This is a genomic window from Haloarcula taiwanensis (genome assembly GCA_002844335.1).
GTDB lineage: Archaea > Halobacteriota > Halobacteria > Halobacteriales > Haloarculaceae > Haloarcula > Haloarcula taiwanensis.
In genome coordinates, this window is sequence record CP019154.1 from 992,490 (window position 1) to 1,013,787 (window position 21,298).

A 21,298-nucleotide genomic window follows, 5' to 3' on the forward strand; every position below is an offset into this window, starting at 1 on the left:
CTCAGGCGATATCCTCGATGAGCGCCTCTGCAGTGTGTTCACCGCTGATGAGACACATCGGCACGCCGATGCCGGGCGTCGTGAACGACCCCGTGAAGTAGAGGCCGTCGACGGCCGACGAGCGGTTGTTGGGCCGCAGCAGGGCCGTCTGGCGGAGCGTGTGGGCCAGACCGAGGGCCGTTCCCTCCGTGGCGTTGTACCGCTCACCGAAGTCGGAGACGGCGAACTGCTTCTCGTAGACGATGCGGTCGCGCAGGTCGACGCCGGTGTTGTCGGCGATGTCGGCCAGCACCTTCTCGCGGTACTCCTCACGTATCTCGTCGCCGTCGTGCAGTCCCGGCGCAATCGGGACCAGCACGAACAGGTTCGAGTGCCCGTCTGGGGCGACGCTGTCGTCGGTCTTCGAGGGCACACAGAGGTAGTAGGCCGGGTCGTCGGGCCAGGCCGGTTCCTCGAAGATGTCGTCGAAGTGAGGGTCCCAGTCCGTCGGCAGAACGAGTGTGTGGTGTTCCAGCGGCTCCACGTCACCCTCGACGCCCATGTACATGAGGAAGGCAGACGGCGCGTACGTCTTGTCGTCCCAGTAATCGTCGTCGTACTGGCGTTCGTGGTCCGGGAGGAGTTCACGCTCGGCGTGGGCGTAATCGGCGTTGACGACCACTTCGTCGGGGTGGGTCGTCTCGCCATGAACCGTCTCGACGAGGAATCCCTCCTTCCGTCGGGAAATCTCCGCGACCTCGGCGTCGGTCTCGTAGGTGACGCCGAGTTCTTCGCCGAGTTCGACCAGACCGTCGACGACTGCACCGACGCCGCCGTCGGGGTAGTACACGCCGAGGTTGAAATCGACGTGGCTCATCATGTTGTACAGCGCTGGCGTCGTTCGAGGTGAGCCGCCGAGGAAGACAAGCGTGTACTGCATTATCTGCTGGAGCTTCGGGTGCTCGAAGTAGTCCTCGACGTGGCTCTGCATCGAGCCGACGAGCTGGAGGCCGACCGGGGCGGCGGTCATCACGTCGAGGTCGACCCAGTCACGGAGCTTCGAGCGGTCCTTGTAGACGAACTTGTTCATCGCCGTCTCGTAGTGGCGTTCGCTGGTCGACAGATATTCTTCGAACGCCTCGCCCGCGCCAGGTTCGTACGCCTCGAACTTCTCGCGCATCTCGTCGTTGTTACCGGTCACGTCGATCTGGTCGCCGTCCTTGAAGAAGATACGGTAGTGCGGGTCGAGCCGCTGGAGGTCGTAGTAGTCGCGTGGCTCCTTGCCGAAGTACGCAAAGAAGCGCTCGAACACGTCGGGCATCAGATACCACGACGGCCCCATGTCGAACCGGAATCCATCCACCTCCAGCCGGGAGGCGCGGCCCCCGAGTTGCTCGTTTTTCTCCAGTAGCGAGACGTCCGCGCCTGCGTCCGCCAGGTAGCACGCGGCGGAGAGCCCACCGATGCCGCCACCGACAACGGTCACGTCTTCACCGGACAAGTCACTCATTACTAGAACTGAGGGGCTGGAACGTCAATAAATGAGCGGCCAAACTGCATCGGTATGGTATTCGTGGCCATATGTCGGGCCGCCGAGCGGCGCAGTGGGAGACGTATATGGGGATGGGGGCCAATCTGACACGTATGGAACCTGCTCTCTCAGCACTGGACGCATATCTCGACGACGCCGGCGTCGATGGCTACCTCCTCGATGCGGATTCCGAGGTGTCAGACCAGTACTATCTCTCGGGCTTTGACGCGCCGGACCCGTTCATCACGCTGTACGACGGTGAGACACGCCTTCTCTTCCCACGGAGTCTGGAGTTCGGCCGAGCCAAGCGCGAGTCGCGGGCCGAGACTGTCGAACGGTATGTCGACTTCGACCACCAGCAGAAAGTCGAGGAGTACGGCCCGGACGAAGCGGTCTCGCACGTCCTCGCGGACTTCCTCGCGGCTTACGACGTCGAGAGCGTGGCCGTGCCGCCGCGGTTCCCCCTTCGGACCGCGGACGGCCTGCGCGCACGCGGCGTCGACGTGACGGCCGACACTGACGGCATCGTCACGGAGATCAGAGCGACGAAGACAGAGACGGAAGTCGACCACATCCGGACGGCACAGCGGGCAAACGAAGCGGCGATGGCGGCGGCCGAGTCGCTGCTTGACGCGTCGGACATTGCGGAAGATGACACGCTCGAAGTCGACGGCGAGACGCTGACGAGCGAGCGGGTGAAAGAGGAGATCGAGGTGACGCTGCTCCGCAACGGCTGCTCGCTGGACGAAACAATCGTCGCCTGTGGCGCGGACGCTGCGGACCCTCACGACCGCGGGAGCGGGCCGCTCCTCGCTCACGAGCCGATTATCATCGACATCTTCCCACAGGACAAGATGACGAAGTACCACGCCGACATGACGCGGACGTTCGTCAAAGGCGAGCCAAGCGAGACGGTGCGTGAGTGGTACGACCTCACTGAACGCGCGGTGGACGCTGCGTTCGACGCGCTGGAACCCGGCGCGACCGGTGCAGACGTACACGACGCTGTCTGTGACGTGTACGAGGACGCCGGCGAGCCGACGTTGCGTGACGACGACCGAACGGAGACTGGGTTCATCCACAGCACGGGCCACGGCGTCGGGCTGGATGTCCACGAGCTTCCACGGCTGGCACCGAACGGGGGGGAGCTCGAACCCGGGCACATCGTCACCATTGAACCTGGCCTCTATGATCCCGACGTGGGTGGTGTGAGAATCGAGGACATCGCCGTCGTCACCCCCGACGGATACGAAAACCTGACTGAGTACGAGATTCAGTTCGTCGTCTGAAGCAGTCGAACAGACGCGAGAGGCACGGTAGCAGTTGTAATCTGGCTACTGGCCAACGCTGTGTTACCTATTACCAAAACACTTGTTACCATGAGACAGTATTTTCCACACCTACATCATGAACATTTATGATGGATGGGGCAAAAGGTGGTGGTACCCAATGCTTGTATCCGACGTACGCCCCGCACGCGACCCACACATTGCACTGCCCACGAACCACAGACGCCGGCCGACACCACCCCCAGGATGACAACACGAATCACGACCCCTCGAAACGACGACTCGTACCCGACAACCACGCTGCCATTCGACAGCGCGGACGACCAGTCCCGGTCCCGCCATGCGCCGAAGATGTTCTCGCCGACCAATCACGCGACGATGGGCCAGTTCGACACTGAGGCGACGGACCCGCGCTGAACTGGGACATAACGCATATCCCGACGGCCCGCCTCCGTCCCGATATGGCTGACTACACCACAGTATCCATCCCGAAGGACCTCGCGGAGCGCGTCGAAGAGACTATCGAAGGGACGAGTTTCTCCAGTACGTCCGACCTCGTTCGGTTCCTGCTCCGGAGTATCGTCGTCGAACACCAGCGGGAAGGAGAACTGACCGAAGCACAGTTTCAGGATATCACCGACCAGTTGCGGGACTTGGGCTATCTGGAGTAGTCGGGCCGCTACTGCGGATACTTCTCGGGCGGTTCGACGTCGAGAACCGTAATCTCCTGTGCCTGCCCGGCTCTGTCAAAGGCCCCGAAGGCGTCGATATCCCACGGCGGGATGCCGACGAAGACCACCTCGTGGAGGTCGTCGGTCTTGCTGACTCCCATGTAGCCGTCGGGATGGGAGACGAACCGGCCCTGCGTCTGGCCGGCCGGCGTCCCCAGATCAACGCCGAACACCGCCTTCACGGAGGCCCCGGCTGAGGGGAGGTAGAAGTCAGTAAATACCGGTGTTTCGTCTGGTAGGTCCGCATCGGGAAGGTCCCCTGCAGGTGTGACGGCCAGCGAAATCGTCACGTCGTCAGGTTCGGCCTCGCTGGCGAGCCGTAACAGCGTCTCGACGAGTCCGCGTGTGACGTAGACCACGCCATTCTTTCGCACGGCCCGGGTAAAACGGCGTCGCTTGCCCCGGTTCAGCCGAGCACGAGCGACTTGAGGTTCTTCGCGTACAGCCCCGGCGTCCGGCCGCGAGACCCGCGAAGTGCGTAGGCGATGGCCTCGGCGGCGTCCTCCATCACGCCCTCTCCGTGTCCGACCAGTACTCGCTCGGGGTCGAGGCGGCTGAGCTTCTTCGGCGGGAACAGGCGCAACATCGGGTGGACGCCGAGCCGCTCGTCGCCGGCGAGGAAGTAGTCCGCCGCCCCGACCGCTTCGGGGACGACTAACGTGTCGTCTGCATCGCCATACAGCGCGGCTTCTTGCCAGAACGTGTTATCGATTATCTTGTGGACGCCGTAGTCCGTGTCCGGCAGTTGTCGATGCATGCGTTCGACCGGCGCGTCGATATCCTCTTCGACGCCAGACATCCAGTCGGGGATGTACACTGATACGTCGTGTCGGTTTGCAACGGCGGCGCTGTCACGTTTGTGCCGATCCAGCAGAATGACGACGCCGGCAACCGCGCCGAACTCAGCGAATAGCTCGTCGATACCGTCGACGTCTATCGGGTCGACGACGAACACACCGGCTTCCGTTTCGAGAACGTGACTCGCCCGGACCATCATTTCGTCGGGATACGGAATGTAGCTCACGCCGCGCTCCCAGCGGTTCGTCTCTAGCCACTCCGTTGCCTCGCCCTGGCCTTTCATTGGCATACGCTTCCATACGAGCCTGAGGTGAATAAATGGTCGAGAACGGGAAACACGCGTGCTGGGGTTGTTTCGCTCCCGAAACGGGTCCACAGCGGCTTTGTCGGTGGCGGTCGAAGCGCCGATTATGCTCTCATCGCCCGCCTGGCTCACGCTAGAAGTGAAGTATCCAGACCGTGCCACAGCGTTCTACGAGGCCTTTCTGGAGCTCGACATCGTTTCAGAGGGCCCAGATGAAGCCGTACTCGCGGCCGGTGATACCGAGCTTAGACTCCGTGCACCGGGAACAGTGCCGCGCGGTGGGCTCCACACGCACTACGCACTGACAATCCCCGAGCGGGAGTACGACGACTGGTACGACCGGCTGGACGAGCGCTTCGACCTGGTCGAACACACCTTCGGCGACGCGCGCTCGCTGTACTTCTACGACCCGGAGGGCAACTGCGTCGAACTCGGGGAGCGTGCGATCGACGGCACTGGCGTCACGGGCCTGTTCGAACTCGTCCTTGAAGCCGAGGAGCTGTCCTCGGCGATGGAGTTCTACACCACGCTCGGGTTCGAGGTGGTCGACGACGGCCGTGACGAGGGCCGGGTCAGACTCTCGACTGGCGAACTCGATCTGGAACTGTGGTCGCCGCGGCTGGGCATCGCCGACGCCCGCGGCGGTGTCCACGTCGACTTCGGCGTTGTCGCTGACGACCCGAAATCGACGGCCAAGGAGGTCGCCGACGACGCGCTTGCGGTCACGTCGGTCGATGACGGCGTCCGAATCCGGGACCCGGACGGCCACTACCTGACGCTGGTATCCGCGCAGGTAGCCGCGGGTGTCGGCGCGGCCGACTAGCGGTACCGGGGGAGACACTCGCTGGACGCGAATATAATGACCTCCCCTGTACTAGTAGCCGTATAGACCCCTCATAGGCAGGTTCTTTTCCAGTCGATAGCCACCGTCTAAGTGAGGATGTCCCCAACTGACTCCCGGACCGAGCACGGTGGCCTTACAAAGGCGACACTGTTCTGTCCGGACTGTGGGCACCAGAGCAGGTACGACGGTGACTGGGTCGTGGTCGAGCAACGCGGTAGCACGCACTATCGCTGCCCGGAATGCCACGCTCAGATTGCGACCAGACCGAGCCACACTGACTGTGGAGCGTCCCGGTTCTTCGACACCTACTGGCAAGCGTGGAACCACGGCATTCGAGCGTGGAACGGACTGTTACAGCGCCTGCTCTCCCCTGAACGGTCGTGCTAACTGTGGTGGTGTCGATCAAGATCGCTACGCTTCGGGTTCGGCGAATGGCCGCAGAAACGCATCGCCCGCGACAGGACTGCTCGGTGGGGACCGGCTGTTCTGGCGCTCAATCTAGGCGTTCGGAGTCGATGCTGACTCCCGGTGGCGTCACAATCAGGAACCCACGGAAGTGCATCAGTTCCCCACCGGCCTCCCGGACCGGGCGGGCGAACCCGGCGGCGAGTTCGTTCAGGTCGCCTTCGACGTTGAGAACCAGGACCGACCCGTTTTCGATGGTGTTGACCCACTGTTCGGACGGTTCCGACCCGTCGAGGACGCCCAGCACGACGCGGTTGCTGCCGGCCCCGTCACGGTCCTCGTCCATCTGGTCCTCCACGGCCTGCAGGTCCAGGCCCTCGAAATCACTCATAGCCACATCCATGCGCGGACGGAGCAAAAATCCTCCCCACCTGTCTGACGCGCGGCAGTCGCGCTGGCTGCAATACCCGGCTTGCGGCTGTGTGCCGTGTCGACGTGCCACCGCCTTATGAACAAGTATAAATAGTGGAAGCATCCAGTTACGGGTGCTTATGTCCAACAACGAGGGCACGTCGGAATCTCCGGCGGATCGAGTTCTTCCAGGGCACACTGGATTCCACGTCTGAGATTACAGACGCACGGATTTTCGACACCACGCTGCGCGATGGTGAGCAGTCACCACGTACGTCGTTCAACTACGAGGACAAACGCGAGATAGCCGCGCTGCTCGACGAGATGGGGACCCACGTCATCGAGGCCGGGTTCCCCGTCAACTCCGACGCGGAGTTCGAGGCAGTGCGCGATATCGCTGAGTCCACGCGAGTGACGACCTGCGGACTGGCGCGCGTGGTCGAGAAAGACATCGAGGCGGCTCTGGATTCGGGTGTGGACATGGTCCACACCTTCGTCTCGACGTCGGATGTACAGTTGCAGGATTCCATGCACGCGACCCGTCAAGAGGCGCTCGACACTGCCGTCGACTGTGTCGAGATGATCAAAGATGCGGGCGTCGAATGCATGTTCTCGCCGATGGACGCCACGAGGACCGACGAGGACTTCCTCGTCGAAGTCATCGAGGCCACGTCCGCGGCGGGGGCGGACTGGATTAACATTCCGGACACGTGTGGGGTCGCCACGCCGCGGCGGTTCTACGACCTCATCGAAATCGTCGACGACTGCACCGACGCCTACATCGACGTGCACACGCACGACGACTTCGGGCTGGCGTCGGCCAACGCCATCTCCGGCTTCGAAGCTGGAGCCAGTCAGGCGCAGGTGTCGGTCAACGGCATCGGCGAACGCGCCGGCAACGCGGCCTACGAAGAGGTCGTGATGGCGCTGGAGTCGCTGTACGACGTCGACACCGGAATCGACACCACCCGCATCACGGAGCTGTCGCGGATCGTCGAGGAGAAATCCGACATCGGGGTGCCGGCGAACAAGCCCGTCGTCGGGCGCAACGCCTTCTCCCACGAGAGCGGCATCCACGCCGCCGGTGTCATCGAGAACTCCGACACGTTCGAGCCGGGCGTCATGACCCCCGAGATGGTCGGGGCCACGCGCGAACTCGTGCTCGGCAAGCACACCGGGGCCCACTCGGTTCGGGAGCGGCTCGTCGACGCGGGCTACGACCCGACCGAGGCGGAGGTCAGAGAAGTGACCCGCCGCGTCAAAGAGTACGGCGCGGAGGAACAGGTCACCCTGTCGGTGCTCGAACGGTTCGCCGAGGAGATCGGCGTGACCGAGGAGAGCGAGGAGGTCCGGGCGTAGGCCAATGACCTCGCTTCCGGCCGTCACTACGAGTGACCAGCCACCGGTGAGTACCCGGTTTCGAGCGGCTGCCCGCCAACAGCTATCACAGAACGTTTATTATTCGGGACGAACTGCATTCGGGTGTGATGACCGCGGCTGCTGGACAACAGGTTCGAACCCCCGCCAGCACCGCGACCGCTATTCTCGGCGTGCGTATTGTAGGGGCACTATAGCCCCTCTCTTCACCTTTTCACCCCCGGCCGAATCGATTCGTCATACCACCACAGAGTCATCAGTCATGCACGCAGCACACACATCACCGCGGTATCGACCCCGAACACGAACAGATGGAGGGCTAACACGATGAGCGAACGCGCATCCGTCCCCAAGGAAGAGGACGACACGGAGCCAGAAACCGAACCGGAACCGGTCACAACGGGCGCACAATCGGTCATCCGTGCGCTTGAAAACGCCGGGACAGACTACGTCTTCGGCGTTCAGGGCGGCGCGATCATGCCCGTCTACGACGCGCTGTACGACTCAGACATCAACCACGTCACGATGGCCCACGAACAGGGGGCCTCACACGCGGCAGACGCGTACGGCATCGTCACCGGCGACCCCGGCGTCTGTTTCGCCACGTCCGGGCCCGGCGCGACGAACCTCGTGACCGGCATCGCCGACGCCAACATGGATTCGGACCCGGTCATCGCACTGACCGGCCAGGTCCCGACGGAGTTCGTCGGCAACGACGCCTTCCAGGAGACGGACACGGTCGGCATCACCCAGCCCATCACGAAGGAGAGCTACTTCGCCGCCGACTCCGATACAGTCGGCGACGATGTCAGCGAAGCGTTTGCGCTTGCCGATGCCGGCCGGCAGGGACCGACGCTGGTCGACCTTCCGAAGGACGTGACCCAGGGCGAGACCGAGGTCGAACCCGGCACGCCGGAGACGCCGGAGACCTACGAGGTGCCCGAGGAAGCCGACGACGAGAACGTCCAGGAAGCCGCAGAGGCACTGGCCGCTGCCGACCGCCCGGTCATCCTCTCGGGCGGCGGCGTCATCAAGGCGAACGCGTCGAGCGCGCTCCGTGAGTTCGCCACGGAGTACGAGATTCCGGTCATCACGACGATGCCCGGTATCGGCTCCTTCCCCGAAGACCACGAACTCTCGCTCGAATGGGCCGGGATGCACGGCACCGGCTACGCCAACATGGCGATTAGCAACACCGACTGCATGCTGGCTATCGGGACGCGCTTCGACGACCGCCTGACCGGGGGCGTCGACTCCTTCGCCCCCGACGCGGAGGTCATCCACGTCGACATCGACCCCGCCGAAATCAGCAAAAACGTCTACGCTGACTACCCACTCATCGGGGACGCCCGGAACGTGCTGCGGCAGCTGTTCGATGCGATGCCGCGCGCACCGGACGCCGACGAGTGGCGCGACCAGTGCCAGACCTGGAAAGACGAGTACCCGATGGAGTACGACACGCCCGACGACGAGCCGTTGAAGCCGCAGTACGTCGTCGAGCGCTTCTCGGACGTGACACCTGACGACACCATCGTCTGTACCGGCGTCGGCCAGCACCAGATGTGGGCCTCCCAGTTCTGGGAGTACACCGAACCCCGCACGTGGGTGTCTTCGCATGGTCTCGGGACGATGGGGTACGGCGTGCCCGCCGCTATCGGCGCGAAACTCGCCGCCCCGGACCAGGAGGTCGTCTGCTTCGACGGCGACGGCTCGTTCCTGATGACTGTCCAGGGCCTTTCCGTCGCCGTTCGAGAGCAACTGGACATCACCTACGTCGTCCTCAACAATGAGGCGGTCGGGATGGTCCGGCAGTGGCAGGACGGCTTCTACGAGGGCCGCCGGATGGCCTCGGAGTACCCGTGGATTCCGCAGTTCGACAAGCTCGCTGAGGCCTTCGGCGCACGCGGGTTCACGCTCGAATCCTACGAGAACGTCGAGGAGACGATACAGGAAGCACGCGACTACGACGGCCCGAGCGTCATCGACGCCCATATCGACCCCGGGGAGAACGTCTTCCCGATGGTCCCCAGCGGCGGTGACAACGGCCTGTTCGCGCTCAACGAAGACCATCTGGACATGATCTAACAATGACTGGAGGAATGCCAGGCCCCGCGCCGGACGAACGGATGCGCCCGAAGGGCCGACGCAACACGCAGGGAATCCGCGTCGACCCCGAGGCCGAAGTGACACACGAACCGCGCCAGGCGGTGCTGTCCGCGCTGGTCAAACACCGACCGGGCGTGCTGTCGGAGGTGTCGGCGCTGTTCAGCCGGCGGCAGTTCAACATCGAAAGTCTCACCGTCGGGCCAACAGTCGACGAGGACACAGCCCGGATGACGATCCTCATCGAGGAGCCGGACCCGGGGATCGACCAGGCGAAAAAGCAACTGCGGAAGCTCGTTCCCGTCATCTCGGTCAGGGAACTCGAAGGCGAGGCCGTCCGCCGGGAGCTCGCGCTGGTGAAAGTCAGCGGCGAGAAGCCCGACGACGTCAACGCCGTCGCCGACATGTACAACGGGCAGGCCGTCGACGCGTCGACCGACTCTGTCACCGTCGAGATTACGGGCAGCAAGCAGAAGATCGACGCCGCCATCGAGGCGTTCAAGCAGTTCGACGTGCAGGAGATTGTGCGAACCGGGGCCGCCGCACTGGAACGCGGCCCGAAAACATTAGAGAAAGATGTCTGACGAACTTACCACAACAGTCTATTACGACGAGGACGCTGACGTATCGACTATCGACGACGAGACCGTAGCCGTGCTGGGATACGGGTCGCAGGGCCACGCCCACGCGCTGAACCTCCACGAGTCCGGCGTAGACGTAATCGTCGGTCTCCGGGAGGATTCGTCTTCCTGGGCCGACGCCGAGGACGCCGGCCTCCGGGTCGAGACCCCCGACGTGGCCGCCGGTGAGGCAGACCGCGTCGTGATGCTCGTCCCCGACACGATTCAGCCGGCCGTGTACGAGGCCATCGAGGACGAACTCGACGCCGGCGACACGCTCCAGTTCGCCCACGGCTTCAACATCCACTACGGCCAGATCGAACCGCCGGAGGACGTGGACGTGACGATGGTCGCGCCGAAGTCCCCCGGCCACCTCGTGCGCCGGACCTACGAGCGCGGCGAGGGAACGCCGGGTCTCATCGCAGTGTATCAGGACGCGACCGGCAACGCCAAGGAGGAGTCCCTGGCCTACGCCAAGGGCATCGGCTGCACTCGCGCCGGGGTCATCGAGACGTCCTTCCAGGAGGAGGTCGAGACGGACCTCTTCGGCGAGCAGGCCGTCCTCTGTGGCGGCGTCACCGAGATGGTCAAGGCCGGCTTCGAGACGCTGGTCGATGCCGGCTACGCCCCGGAGATGGCCTACTTCGAGTGTCTGAACGAACTCAAGCTCATTGTCGACCTGATGTACGAGGGCGGCCACATGGGCATGTGGAACTCCGTCTCCGACACCGCCGAGTACGGTGGGTTGACCCGCGGCGAGGAAGTCATCGACCGCGATGGCATGGAGAAGATTCTCGAAGAGGTCCAAAACGGCGAGTTCGCCCGCGAGTGGATCAACGAGAACCAGGCCAACCGACCCGCCTACAAGCAGTATCGCGACGCAGAACAGAACCACCAGATCGAAGCCGTCGGCGAGAACCTGCGCGAACTGTTCGCGTGGGGCGAGGACGCCGACGCAGAGAAGACAGAAGCTCCAGCAGATGACTAACGAACGCACGGATACGACGGACGGCGAACAGAGCGAATCGCGCACAACGATGGGCAGCATCGAGCACACCCACCCCGAGACGAACGGGACCTTCGGCGCGGTGTTCCGCCGCGGCCCGGTTGTGGCTGCCGACGGCGGCGAACGCGATGCGGAGGAGGAGACTGACGAGACGATGGAAGACATCGACCACGAAGCTCCCGACGAGGGTGTCACCCGCGCGTACGAGCGCGGAACTGAAGGACGGGACGAGACAGTATGAGTTCGGGAACGCTGTACGACAAGGTATGGGACCAGCACAAGGTCACAACCCTGCCGAACGGTCAGGACCAACTGTTCGTCGGGCTGCACCTCATTCATGAGGTCACCAGCCCGCAGGCCTTTGGTATGCTCAAAGAGCGCGGCCTCGAAGTCGCGCGCCCGGACCTGACCCACGCGACAGTTGACCACATCGTCCCAACCGCGAACCAGGACCGGCCCTACAGCGACGACGCGGCCGAGACGATGATGGCCGAACTCGAAGAGAACGTCCGCGACGCCGGCATCCAGTTTTCCGACCCGACGACGGGCGATCAGGGGATCGTCCACGTCATCGGCCCGGAGCAGGGCATCACCCAGCCCGGCAAGACTATCGTCTGTGGCGACAGCCACACATCGACTCATGGTGCCTTCGGTGCGCTCGCCTTTGGTATCGGGACCAGCCAGATTCGGGACGTGCTGGCCACCCAGACCATCGCGATGGAGAAACAGAAGGTCCGCAAGATAGAGGTCTCCGGCGAACTCGACGAGGGCGTCGAGGCCAAGGACATCATCCTCGAAATCATCCGCCGGCTCGGCACCGAGGGTGGCGTCGGCTACGTGTACGAGTACGCCGGCGAGACCATCGAGAACCTCGACATGGAGGGGCGGATGTCCATCTGTAACATGTCCATCGAGGGCGGCGCTCGCGCGGGCTACGTCAACCCCGACGAGACCACCTACGAGTGGCTGGAGCAGACGGACTACTTCCAGGAGCACCCCGAGAAGTTCGAGGAACTCAAGCCGTACTGGGAGTCCATCCGCTCGGACGACGACGCCGAATACGACGACGTCGTCGAAATCGACGCCAGCGAACTGGACCCGGTCGTCACCTGGGGAACCACACCCGGCCAGGGCATCGGCATCGACGACCCGATTCCGGAACCCGAGTCGCTGGCCGACGACAAGGTCGACACCGCCCGCCGCGCTCAGGAGCACATGCGCGTCGAGCCCGGCGAGACCATGGAAGGCTACGACATTGACGTGGCCTTCCTCGGCTCCTGTACGAACGCTCGACTCCCCGACCTGCGACGCGCGGCTCGCATCGTCAAGGGCCGAGAAGTCGCCGACGACGTGCGCGCGTTCGTCGTCCCCGGCAGCCAGCGCGTCCAGCGCGCCGCCGAGGAAGAAGGGCTCAAGGACATCTTTGAGAAGGCCGGCTTCGAGTGGCGAAACGCCGGCTGTTCGATGTGCCTGGGCATGAACGAGGACCAACTGGAGGGCGACGAGGCCTGTGCCTCTTCCTCCAACCGGAACTTCGTCGGTCGGCAGGGCAGCAAGGACGGCCGCACGGTCCTGATGAACCCCCGGATGGTGGCCGCCGCGGCCATCACTGGCGAGGTCTCTGACGTGCGCGAACTGAAGGAGGTGAATTTAGCGTGAGCGACCCCACTGAGGACATCCCGTCGGTCGATTACGTCGAGGGTTCCGGCATCCCGATTCGCGGGAACGACATCGACACGGATCAGATCATCCCGGCGCGGTTCATGAAGGTCGTCACCTTCGACGGGCTGGGCGAGTTCGCCTTCTTCGACCTGCGGTTCGACGACGAGGACAACGAGAAGGACCACCCGTTCAACGAGGAGCGGTTTCAGGACTCGAACGTGATGGTCGTCAACAACAACTTCGGCTGTGGCTCCTCCCGCGAACACGCGCCACAGGCCCTGATGCGTTGGGGCATCGACGCCATCATCGGCGAGGGCTTCGCAGAGATTTTCGCCGGGAACTGTCTCGCGCTCGGCATCCCGACGGTCACCGCCGACCACGAGACGATCAACGCGCTCCAGCAGTGGGTTGATGACAACCCCGACGGCGAGATTGAGGTTGACGTGCGAGCGGAGACTGTCACCTACGGCGACAACGAGATCAACGTCAGCGTTGACCGCGCCCAGCGCGAGGCGCTCGTCGAGGGCAACTGGGACACGACGGCGCTGATGAAGGCTAACAAGAACGCTATCGAGGAGACAGCCTCGCAGTTGCCGTACCTCGATCAGACGCGGTCGGATATCGAAGCGGACGATTGACGCGAGGTCACTTTGTGACCTCGGTTTGTGCGGACGGCAGAGCCGTGCGCGCAGTGCGCTCATTTTGAAGCGCCGATATCCAGATCGCGGAGGGCAGCTACTACCGTCGGCCTCTGTCGATTTCTCCCTTGGAGATGGCAAGACCAATAGCTGTGCGGGGCGCGTTCTTCCCGCATGGATCAGATTCGGGAGATACACATCGCGCCGCTGGGACACGAACGCGACCGGGTCACCGAGCCGATTCACCAGCACAACGCTGACGACGTATACCTCCTCACGGCGACGCCGGAGCTGTCACGGTTGACACCGTATCAGCAAGCACTTATCGAAGAACTGGACGCCGACGGTGTCAGCGTCGAACTACGACAAACAGATTTACACGACCTGTATGATGTGCTGGCCGAGGTCACGACACTGACCGCCGACCATCCCGAGGACATCGTACGCGTCAACGTCTCTACAGGACCCAAGGTGGCAGCTATCGGGAGCGCAATCGCATGTATGGCCACAGCGGCGACGGCCTACTACGTCCACCCAGAAGAACACGTCCCACCGATTTCAGCGAAGCCTCTCACACGCGGGATGGACCGCGCGGAGGTCCTCCCCTCGTACCCCATCGAAGCCATTTCCCGTGACCAGGTCGCAGTGCTGGACTATCTCACGCGGACAAATACAGACAAGTACACGGCAAAGAAATCGGACCTCATCGGGTTCGCTGAGGACGCCCGGCTTTCGTTCATCGACGATGCGGACCCGGCAAACGAGAAAGCGAAGTTCGCGCTGTTGAACGCCAACATCGTCGACCCGCTGGTCGAAGACGGCTACATTGAGGTCAACGATGTCGGTCGGACGAAGCAGGTGGAACTGACCGAGACCGGAGAGAACGTCCTCCACGCGTTCCGACACAAGCTCTGAGCTTCTGTTGTCTCGATTGTCATACCATCTAAAATACAACCCAACGCTTTCGTGGTTTCACACGATACCTGCATACAGTTGGGAGACGCCCGCATGGACCACTTCTCGATAGATAACATCAGAGTGCTCCACGTTGACGACGATTCCGGCTTCGCCGATATCGTCTCGGAGTTCCTCGAACGGGAAGACGACGCGTTCTCCGTTGAGACCGCGACGAGCGTTGATGACGCGCTGACAGTGCTTCAGGACGCCCGGGTCGATTGCGTCGTCAGTGACTACGATATGCCGCAAAAGGACGGGCTGGACTTTCTCGAACTGGTCAGAGACGACTATCCCGGACTCCCGTTTCTCCTGTTTACCGGCAAGGGCTCGGAAGAAATCGCAAGCCGAGCGATTTCGGCCGGGGTCACCGATTACCTCCAGAAGGGGACCGGGACAGAGCAGTACACCGTGCTGGCAAACCGGGTCAGGAACGCGGTCCGGAGCAGTCGAGCCGAAACCGCGGTGCGGCGCACGGAAGACAGATACCACAATCTCGTCGACACTGCACCGATCCCGATCCTCCTCTTTGATCATAACTGGGAAGCTCTGTACGCTAACGAGGCGGCCGTCGCATTTCTCGATGCGGATTCCTTCACCGAGATTGCTGGGAAGAAGGCGAGCGACTTTCTCCACCCCGACGACCGGGAGGCGGCTAGAAAGCGGTTCCAGCGGCTGATGCGTGAGGACATCTCGGTTCCGGAACGGGAGTACCGCGTGGTGACCGTCGAAGGAGAGACGAAGACAGCGACAGTTGCCACCGCACCCGGCTACTACCGCGGTGAGAAGGTCGCGCAGGCGATGCTGTACCGATAGCTGGCGGGCGGTTGCGAGGACCGTATTCGTAGATGACTCTGGTAGTCTGTCTCAGTCCATGGCGTACACCAGTAGCACAGATTGTATTGTTAGTATACATAGTATCAACTGTGTTCGTAGTATTGAGATAGAACATACATAGCCACCATCGCTACGAACAGTTGCGCACGGGTCGCCAGCGATCACCCCTGATTCGCTTCGGCCCTCCACACGCTCACGTCGTCCGCTGGTCACCCGTGCCATTCCCCTGAGCGTGTCCACTGTCTGTCGTTTTCTTCGCTGCCGCGCCGATAGCGCGAACCGGTCACTCGCATGTGGTGCACCGGCGATTCGCAGGAGATAGTTGGAACCGAACCACTTTCACCGGGCGGGTACGTCCCTCCCGCCATGACACACGAGATAGCCGTTATTCCCGGCGATGGAATCGGACAGGAGGTCACACCCGCTGCGGTGGAAGTGCTGGAGGCCATCGATACCGTCGACTTCGACTTTATTGAGGGCGAGGCCGGCGACGCAGTGAAGGAAGCAACCGGCGAGGCGCTCCCGCAGGAGACGCGTGACTTGGCGGCTGACGCCGACGCGACGCTGTTCGGCGCGGCCGGTGAGACGGCGGCCGACGTAATCTTGCCGCTCCGGCAGGTTGTCGGCTCGTTCGCCAACGTCCGCCCAGCCCGTTCGTATCCTGGTCTAGACGCCGTCCAGCCCGACACCGACATCGTGTTCATCCGGGAGAATACCGAGGGCGTCTACAAGGGCATCGAGAGCGAAATCGCCGACGGCGTCACCACCTGCACGCGTGTCATCACTGAGGACGCCTCGGAGAAAATCGCCGAGTACGGCTTCAGCTACGCGAAGCAAAACGACTACGACGATGTGACTATCGCCCACAAGGCCAACGTCATGCGCACCACCGACGGCCTGTTCCTCGATGCGGCCTCGGCGGTCGGCGACGACCGGGGGGCGTCCTACGACACCGCGCTGATGGACGCGCTGGCGATGCACCTCGTGATGAACCCTCAGGACTACGGCGTCGTCATCTGTCCGAACCTCGCCGGCGACATGCTGTCGGACCTTGCTGCGGGCCTCGTCGGCGGCCTCGGCCTGCTGCCGTCGGCCAACATCGGCGAGGAGAACGCGCTGTTCGAGCCGGTTCACGGCTCCGCGCCCGATATCGCTGGTGAGAGCATCGCTAACCCGTCAGCGATGATTCTCTCCGCAGCGATGTTGCTCGACCACCTCGGCTACGACGAACAGGGCGATGCAGTCCGAACGGCTGTCGAGTCCGTGCTCGACTCAGGCCCTCGAACGCCGGATCTGGGCGGCGACGCGTCTACTGCGGACGTAACCGCCGCGGTTATCGACGAACTGTAAGCAGTTTTCTCGCGTTCTATCTGGGCAGAAACAAGCACGGTCCAATAGAAAGAGGTAAAACCGAAGCGAAACAATCACGCCCGAAAGAATGCTCCCGGCCGAGCGAAAGCGCACTATCGTCCAGTTGGTGACAGAGCGAGACGGCTGTTCAGTGTCGGAGCTGGCCGCGGAACTGGAGTTCTCGAAGGCGACGATACGCCGCGACCTCCGGGATTTGGAATCCGAAGGCCGGATCGAGCGATCCCACGGCGGCGCGGTACCGGCGTCCTCTGTCGGCACCGAACGACCCTACGGCCAGCGTGAGGTCGACCACTACGCCGAGAAACAAGCGATTGCGGAGCGAGCCGCGCAGGAGGTCCGGGAGGGACAGGTCGTCTGTTTCGACGCGGGTTCGACGACAATGGAAGTGGCCCGTGCGGTTCCGGACAGTGATTATGTCGCGGCGACGAACATGCCGGACCTCGCGACAGAACTGGCCGAACGGGACGTTGACGCCAAACTCACCGGTGGCAGTCTGCGGCCCCGAACCCGTGCGCTCGTCGGCCCGACGGCCGAGCGCGCCATCGAGCGGATGAACTTCGACCTGCTGTTCCTGGGGACCAACGCCCTCGACAGCGCCGCCGGGCTGTCGACGCCAAACGAGGACGAGGCGGCCGTCAAGGAACTGATGGTCGAACGCGCCCGCAGGGTCGTGCTGGTCGCCGACGCGTCGAAGTTCGGCGACCGGAGCTTCGTCAGTTTCGCCGACCTGGACCAGGTCGATTTGCTCGTCACCGACGCCAGCCCGTCGGGGGCACTCGCCACAGCGCTCGCAGACGCCGACGTGCCCGTTGAGGAGGTCAGCACATGATTGTCACCGTCACCTACAACCCTGCAGTCGACCAGACAGTCCAGTTCGAGGAACAGATGGCCCCCGACCGCGTCATGCGGGCCGACAGCGCGCAGTTCGACGCGGGCGGGAAGGGTATCAACGCCGCGCAACTGCTCACCGCGATGGACCGGCCCTGCGTCGCGACGGGACTGCTGGGCGGGTTCACCGGCTCGTTCATCCGGGAGACGCTGCAGGGCGACGGCGTCGAGACGGCCTTCGTCGACGTAGACGGGATAACCCGGCTCAACACCACCGCCATCGCGGCCGCGGAGGAGTACAAACTGAACCAGGCCGGGCCGACCGTCGAGGAGGCTGTCGCCGACTCGCTGCTCGAACGGGTGCGAGCGCAGTCTCCCGACCGCGTGCTCGTCGGTGGGAGCCTGCCGCCGGGGCTGTCCCCCGAGGCCATCGACCGCATCGCGGCCGGCGGCGACTGGGAGACCGTCGTCGACACCGGCGGCGACGTGCTCCGGGCCCTCGACGCCCAGTACGGGCTCTGCAAGCCCAACCGCGCCGAACTCGGCGACGCGACCGGGGCCGACGTGTCCACCGTCGAGGGGTGTGCGGACGCGGCGGACACGTTCCGTGAGCGGGGCTTCGACCGCGTGCTGGCCTCACTCGGCCCGGACGGCGCGGTCCTCGTCGGCGACGCGGGCCGTCTGTACGCCGAGGCGCTCGACGTCGACGTCGTCGACACCGTCGGGGCCGGCGACGCGCTCCTCTCGGGCGTCCTGAGCGCCTGGGAGGCCGGCGCGGACGACGAGACGGCGCTCCGGACCGGCGTGGCCGTCTCCGCGCAGGTCGTCCAGCGGGCCGGAACGGCCGTCCCCGACCTAGCGGATATCGACTCGCTCCGAGACGGTGTGACGGTACGGCGGCTCTAAGACGGGGCTTCGCGCAGAAATAGAACTCCAAGCGGGGCGCTCAGAACTTCTCGAGGTAGTCGTCGACGAACGCGCGCACGTCGGCCAGCGACGGCTGGTCGGCGGTCCGAACAAAGTATCCGGCGACGGCGTTGCCGACGACGACGGCGGCGGCGGACGGGAGGCCGGCGATGCGGGCGAGGCCGAGCCCGGCGTTGAAGTGGTCGCCGGAGCTGGTCGTCAGTTCCGGGTCAGAGACGGCGGGGACGGCCACGCTGTCGGTGCCCGTCTCCGAGACGACGACGGAGCGTTCGACGCCGTGGCCGACGAACCAGGTCGGCTCCAGCGCCTCCGCGACGGCCTCGGCGGCCGCCTCGAAGGAGCGGTCGGCCTCGCCGGCGTAGGCGTCGGCGAGCACGCCCGTCTCGGCGCGGTTCGAGGTGACCACCACGTCGGTCACCTCGTCCAGTCGGCCGATGGCCTCGCGTCCGGCCCGCAGGCGGTCGGCGTCGAGTTTGCGTACGTCGCCGGGGTCGACCAGCACCGTCCCCGGCGGGTCGTCGATGTCGCCCCAGAGGTCGCGCAGACCGTCGAAGACCGTCGGCAGGTCCGGCGTCTCCGACCAGTAGCCGGTCCCTAACAGGCTCGCGCCGTCCAGCGTCTCAGCCAGTCGGTCGTGGCCGAAGGCCGCGTCGAGTTCGGCCCAGTCCAGCGTCATCGTGTCGCCGATTTCGGTGAGCATGAGCTTCCCGTCGTCGAACTCGACGGCGTCGGTGACGCCGGGTTCGCCAAGCGAGTGGAGTTCGTAGTCGCCGAACTCCGACTCGAAGGCCTCGTGGACCGGGTCGCCGTACATCCCGACCATCACCGGGTCGAACGACCAGCCGCCGAAGGCCCGCGCGAGGTGGCTGGTGTGGCCGCCGGTCCGGTTGCCCTGCTGGAGCCACTCGAAGGAAAGCGAACTGTCGGCGGCGACGGACCGGTCGATGCGGTCGCCGAAGCCCTCCAGCGTGGCGAGGCGCTCGTGGCTCTCGGGGTCGATGCGGTCGGCGACGACCTCCCGGACGCGGTCGAGGTAGCCGTCGAAGCCGAAGACGACCCGGCCGGTGTCGATAGTGTCGGGGAGCGCGTCGCTGTAAGGCAACGCCTCGTCCGCCGCGGCGACGGCTCGGCGCGTCTCCTCGTCCATGGCCTACAGGACGTCGTCGGCGGTCGCGTCCTCGAAGATGACGCCTTCGAGCTTGTCGAGGATGTCGTAGGGGTCGTCGCGCTGCCAGACGTTGCGGCCGACGGCGAGGCCGGCGACGCCGACGTCCATGCAGTCCTCGACGAGTTCGAGGAAGTCGCGGTCGGAAGTCTTCGACCCGCCGGAGAGCAGGACGCGGTTGTCGGCCGCCGAGCGGACGGCGTGGGCCATCGCTTCCTTGTCGCGGGGGTATTTCACCTTCGTGAAGTCAGCGCCCAGTTCCAGCCCGATACGGGCCGCGTAGGCGATGGTCGAGGGACTGCGGTGCTCCTTGATGGCCTGTCCGCGTGGGTACGACCACATGGCGATGGGCAGGTCGTGGTCGCGGGCGTTTTCCTGCACCGGGCGGAAGTCCTCGAACATGTCGGTCTCGCGGTTGACGCCCGGATAAATGGTGTAGCCGACGGCGTCGGCACCGAGTTCGGCGGCGTACTCGACCGACCAGTTCTGGGGCGAGTACGGGTCACCCATCCAGAGGTCCGAGCCGCCGTTGAGCTTCGCCAGCAGGTTCACGTCGTCCTCGTAGCTCGGGTAGTACGTTTCGGCGAGGCCCTTCCCGACAGCTAGCGCCGTCACGGCGTCGTGGGTCGCCATCTCGAACACCTCACGCGGGTCGAGGCGCTCCTCGACGCCGCTGAACTGCTTGGGACCGTGTTCCAGTCCGTGGTCGTGGGCCAGCACGAGCGTCTTGTCGTTCCGTACAAGCGGTGAGTCACCCAGTGGTCGCATGTGTCGTGTTTCTACCGAGAACGACCATTAACCGTTTTCGGTTCTGATTTGTTACTACTGTTCGCGTTTGTTTTTGATTGTGGGCGGGAATTAAGTGTGTTCCACTGAAAGGTTCAGATATGCCATCCGTGGAACTGGATGCCGAGACAGTGGAGCGCCTCGATGACCTTCGTGTCGAGGACGAGTCGTACGACGACATCGTGACGGAACTTATCAACATCTACGAGGCCGAGGAGCTAACACTGTTTCACAGCGGCGACTAACCCTGTGCCTGCTCGCAGACAGACTTCCAGCGCCCGTTCGACTCCAGTTTCTCCTGTAGTTGCTCAGCGTACGCCTGTGCGAGCCGGGCCGCCTCTTCTTTCTGTTGCTTGTCCCCGCCACCGGACCCGCCCAGTCCAAGCGCGTCCTTGACGCCAGAGAGGAGGCCGCCGCCCGAATTCCCGGACTGGTCGCCCCCGGGACCGGCCATCGGTCCCTGGTTGGCGACCCGTTCCATCTCCGGCATGACGCTGGAGAGTTTCGACGTATCGGCGACGATTCGAGCGGCGTCCGGGTCCTCCGGGTTCTCGATCTCGAACTCGACGGCAGTCATCACCAGCCCCCACTGCTGGCTGGAGAACGACGACGCTTTGACCTGTTCGTTGAACTGCTGGTCGACCGCCATCCGTTCGCCGGCGATACGGTCGGTCCAGTCTGAGTCACTCATGGACTGGTGTTTGCGGGCCGACGGTATGAGCGTTTCCCGCT

The 21,298-nt window shown here is 64.0% G+C and carries 23 protein-coding genes; 16 read left to right on the top strand and 7 right to left on the bottom strand.

From position 1 onward, the window contains the following. Position 1: 1 nt before the first annotated feature. Positions 2–1,489: a phytoene dehydrogenase gene (locus BVU17_05180; GenBank protein AUG46944.1), complete on the bottom strand. Its 1,488-nt coding sequence runs from the start codon at positions 1,487–1,489 to the stop codon at positions 2–4. A gap of 134 nt (positions 1,490–1,623) precedes the next feature. Between BVU17_05180 and BVU17_05185 the strand changes: the two genes are divergently transcribed. Further along, complete coding sequence (locus BVU17_05185) at positions 1,624–2,799, top strand: peptidase M24 (protein AUG46945.1); 1,176 nt, start codon at positions 1,624–1,626, stop codon at positions 2,797–2,799. Between the two features lie 461 nt (positions 2,800–3,260). Further along, positions 3,261–3,470 (top strand): CopG family transcriptional regulator, encoded by a 210-nt coding sequence (locus tag BVU17_05190; GenBank protein ID AUG46946.1) that lies wholly within the window; start codon positions 3,261–3,263, stop codon positions 3,468–3,470. Positions 3,471–3,478: 8 nt separating this feature from the next. Here BVU17_05190 and BVU17_05195 read toward each other — a convergent pair whose 3' ends face one another. Beyond that, a complete protein-coding gene (locus tag BVU17_05195) occupies positions 3,479–3,889 on the bottom strand; it encodes a hypothetical protein (GenBank protein ID AUG46947.1) in 411 nt (136 codons plus the stop codon). 47 nt (positions 3,890–3,936) lie between these two features. After that, the gene (locus BVU17_05200; GenBank protein AUG46948.1) at positions 3,937–4,617 is read right to left on the bottom strand and encodes a hypothetical protein; all 681 of its coding nucleotides are present in this window, start codon (positions 4,615–4,617) and stop codon (positions 3,937–3,939) included. A 121-nt stretch (positions 4,618–4,738) separates the two neighbouring features. On the opposite strand from BVU17_05200, the gene BVU17_05205 reads away from it, so the two are divergent. After that, positions 4,739–5,455 carry a fosmidomycin resistance protein gene (locus BVU17_05205; protein AUG46949.1) on the top strand — a complete coding sequence of 239 codons (717 nt, stop codon included), beginning with the start codon at positions 4,739–4,741 and terminating at the stop codon, positions 5,453–5,455. Between the two features lie 117 nt (positions 5,456–5,572). After that, complete coding sequence (locus BVU17_05210; protein AUG46950.1) at positions 5,573–5,863, top strand: hypothetical protein; 291 nt, start codon at positions 5,573–5,575, stop codon at positions 5,861–5,863. Positions 5,864–5,969: 106 nt separating this feature from the next. On the opposite strand, the gene BVU17_05215 is transcribed toward BVU17_05210, so the two are convergent. Next, a complete protein-coding gene (locus BVU17_05215) occupies positions 5,970–6,272 on the bottom strand; it encodes a hypothetical protein (protein AUG46951.1) in 303 nt (100 codons plus the stop codon). Positions 6,273–6,406: 134 nt separating this feature from the next. On the opposite strand from BVU17_05215, the gene BVU17_05220 reads away from it, so the two are divergent. The 12 genes from BVU17_05220 to BVU17_05275 all read left to right on the top strand — a co-directional run bounded on the left by BVU17_05220 (position 6,407) and on the right by BVU17_05275 (position 18,594). Further along, on the top strand, positions 6,407–7,651 hold the full coding sequence (locus BVU17_05220) for a 2-isopropylmalate synthase (protein AUG46952.1): 1,245 nt from the start codon (positions 6,407–6,409) through the stop codon (positions 7,649–7,651). Positions 7,652–7,996: 345 nt separating this feature from the next. Further along, positions 7,997–9,754, top strand: coding sequence for an acetolactate synthase, large subunit, biosynthetic type (locus tag BVU17_05225; protein AUG46953.1), 1,758 nt, complete (start codon positions 7,997–7,999; stop codon positions 9,752–9,754). 14 nt (positions 9,755–9,768) lie between these two features. Continuing rightward, positions 9,769–10,356, top strand: coding sequence for an acetolactate synthase small subunit (locus BVU17_05230; protein AUG46954.1), 588 nt, complete (start codon positions 9,769–9,771; stop codon positions 10,354–10,356). Continuing rightward, on the top strand, positions 10,349–11,380 hold the full coding sequence (locus BVU17_05235) for a ketol-acid reductoisomerase (protein AUG46955.1): 1,032 nt from the start codon (positions 10,349–10,351) through the stop codon (positions 11,378–11,380). The genes BVU17_05230 and BVU17_05235 overlap by 8 nt, the downstream gene beginning before the upstream one ends. Continuing rightward, positions 11,373–11,639 (top strand): hypothetical protein, encoded by a 267-nt coding sequence (locus BVU17_05240; protein AUG46956.1) that lies wholly within the window; start codon positions 11,373–11,375, stop codon positions 11,637–11,639. The genes BVU17_05235 and BVU17_05240 overlap by 8 nt, the downstream gene beginning before the upstream one ends. After that, positions 11,636–13,057, top strand: a complete 1,422-nt coding sequence (locus BVU17_05245; GenBank protein ID AUG46957.1) for a 3-isopropylmalate dehydratase large subunit — start codon at positions 11,636–11,638, stop codon at positions 13,055–13,057. The genes BVU17_05240 and BVU17_05245 overlap by 4 nt, the downstream gene beginning before the upstream one ends. Then, complete coding sequence (locus BVU17_05250; protein AUG46958.1) at positions 13,054–13,698, top strand: 3-isopropylmalate dehydratase small subunit; 645 nt, start codon at positions 13,054–13,056, stop codon at positions 13,696–13,698. Before BVU17_05245 ends, BVU17_05250 begins: the two co-directional genes overlap by 4 nt. Before the next feature lie 174 nt (positions 13,699–13,872). Beyond that, on the top strand, positions 13,873–14,613 hold the full coding sequence (locus BVU17_05255) for a hypothetical protein (protein ID AUG46959.1): 741 nt from the start codon (positions 13,873–13,875) through the stop codon (positions 14,611–14,613). 93 nt (positions 14,614–14,706) lie between these two features. Continuing rightward, entirely contained in the window at positions 14,707–15,468 is a 762-nt protein-coding gene (locus BVU17_05260; protein ID AUG46960.1) for an HTR-like protein, read from the top strand. 387 nt (positions 15,469–15,855) lie between these two features. Next, positions 15,856–16,839 (top strand): isocitrate dehydrogenase, encoded by a 984-nt coding sequence (locus BVU17_05265; GenBank protein AUG46961.1) that lies wholly within the window; start codon positions 15,856–15,858, stop codon positions 16,837–16,839. 88 nt (positions 16,840–16,927) lie between these two features. Beyond that, on the top strand, positions 16,928–17,689 hold the full coding sequence (locus BVU17_05270; GenBank protein AUG46962.1) for a DeoR family transcriptional regulator: 762 nt from the start codon (positions 16,928–16,930) through the stop codon (positions 17,687–17,689). Next, entirely contained in the window at positions 17,686–18,594 is a 909-nt protein-coding gene (locus BVU17_05275) for a 1-phosphofructokinase (GenBank protein AUG46963.1), read from the top strand. Before BVU17_05270 ends, BVU17_05275 begins: the two co-directional genes overlap by 4 nt. A gap of 40 nt (positions 18,595–18,634) precedes the next feature. On the opposite strand, the gene BVU17_05280 is transcribed toward BVU17_05275, so the two are convergent. The 3 genes from BVU17_05280 to BVU17_05290 all read right to left on the bottom strand — a co-directional run bounded on the left by BVU17_05280 (position 18,635) and on the right by BVU17_05290 (position 21,257). After that, positions 18,635–19,762: a hypothetical protein gene (locus tag BVU17_05280; GenBank protein AUG46964.1), complete on the bottom strand. Its 1,128-nt coding sequence runs from the start codon at positions 19,760–19,762 to the stop codon at positions 18,635–18,637. Positions 19,763–19,765: 3 nt separating this feature from the next. Beyond that, entirely contained in the window at positions 19,766–20,548 is a 783-nt protein-coding gene (locus BVU17_05285) for an aldolase (GenBank protein AUG46965.1), read from the bottom strand. Between the two features lie 259 nt (positions 20,549–20,807). Next, on the bottom strand, positions 20,808–21,257 hold the full coding sequence (locus BVU17_05290) for a hypothetical protein (GenBank protein ID AUG46966.1): 450 nt from the start codon (positions 21,255–21,257) through the stop codon (positions 20,808–20,810). Positions 21,258–21,298 lie beyond the last annotated feature (41 nt).

Coding starts and splice junctions, on each gene's coding strand:
- BVU17_05270 (AUG46962.1), top strand. CDS start 16,928: ATGCTCCCGGCCGAGCGAAAGCGCACTATCGTCCAGTTGGTGACAGAG.
- BVU17_05280 (AUG46964.1), bottom strand. CDS start 19,762: ATGGACGAGGAGACGCGCCGAGCCGTCGCCGCGGCGGACGAGGCGTTG.
- BVU17_05205 (AUG46949.1), top strand. CDS start 4,739: ATGCTCTCATCGCCCGCCTGGCTCACGCTAGAAGTGAAGTATCCAGAC.
- BVU17_05210 (AUG46950.1), top strand. CDS start 5,573: ATGTCCCCAACTGACTCCCGGACCGAGCACGGTGGCCTTACAAAGGCG.
- BVU17_05225 (AUG46953.1), top strand. CDS start 7,997: ATGAGCGAACGCGCATCCGTCCCCAAGGAAGAGGACGACACGGAGCCA.
- BVU17_05275 (AUG46963.1), top strand. CDS start 17,686: ATGATTGTCACCGTCACCTACAACCCTGCAGTCGACCAGACAGTCCAG.
- BVU17_05245 (AUG46957.1), top strand. CDS start 11,636: ATGAGTTCGGGAACGCTGTACGACAAGGTATGGGACCAGCACAAGGTC.
- BVU17_05180 (AUG46944.1), bottom strand. CDS start 1,489: ATGAGTGACTTGTCCGGTGAAGACGTGACCGTTGTCGGTGGCGGCATC.
- BVU17_05255 (AUG46959.1), top strand. CDS start 13,873: ATGGATCAGATTCGGGAGATACACATCGCGCCGCTGGGACACGAACGC.
- BVU17_05215 (AUG46951.1), bottom strand. CDS start 6,272: ATGAGTGATTTCGAGGGCCTGGACCTGCAGGCCGTGGAGGACCAGATG.
- BVU17_05190 (AUG46946.1), top strand. CDS start 3,261: ATGGCTGACTACACCACAGTATCCATCCCGAAGGACCTCGCGGAGCGC.
- BVU17_05260 (AUG46960.1), top strand. CDS start 14,707: ATGGACCACTTCTCGATAGATAACATCAGAGTGCTCCACGTTGACGAC.
- BVU17_05285 (AUG46965.1), bottom strand. CDS start 20,548: ATGCGACCACTGGGTGACTCACCGCTTGTACGGAACGACAAGACGCTC.
- BVU17_05230 (AUG46954.1), top strand. CDS start 9,769: ATGCCAGGCCCCGCGCCGGACGAACGGATGCGCCCGAAGGGCCGACGC.
- BVU17_05200 (AUG46948.1), bottom strand. CDS start 4,617: ATGCCAATGAAAGGCCAGGGCGAGGCAACGGAGTGGCTAGAGACGAAC.
- BVU17_05290 (AUG46966.1), bottom strand. CDS start 21,257: ATGAGTGACTCAGACTGGACCGACCGTATCGCCGGCGAACGGATGGCG.
- BVU17_05235 (AUG46955.1), top strand. CDS start 10,349: ATGTCTGACGAACTTACCACAACAGTCTATTACGACGAGGACGCTGAC.
- BVU17_05240 (AUG46956.1), top strand. CDS start 11,373: ATGACTAACGAACGCACGGATACGACGGACGGCGAACAGAGCGAATCG.
- BVU17_05185 (AUG46945.1), top strand. CDS start 1,624: ATGGAACCTGCTCTCTCAGCACTGGACGCATATCTCGACGACGCCGGC.
- BVU17_05265 (AUG46961.1), top strand. CDS start 15,856: ATGACACACGAGATAGCCGTTATTCCCGGCGATGGAATCGGACAGGAG.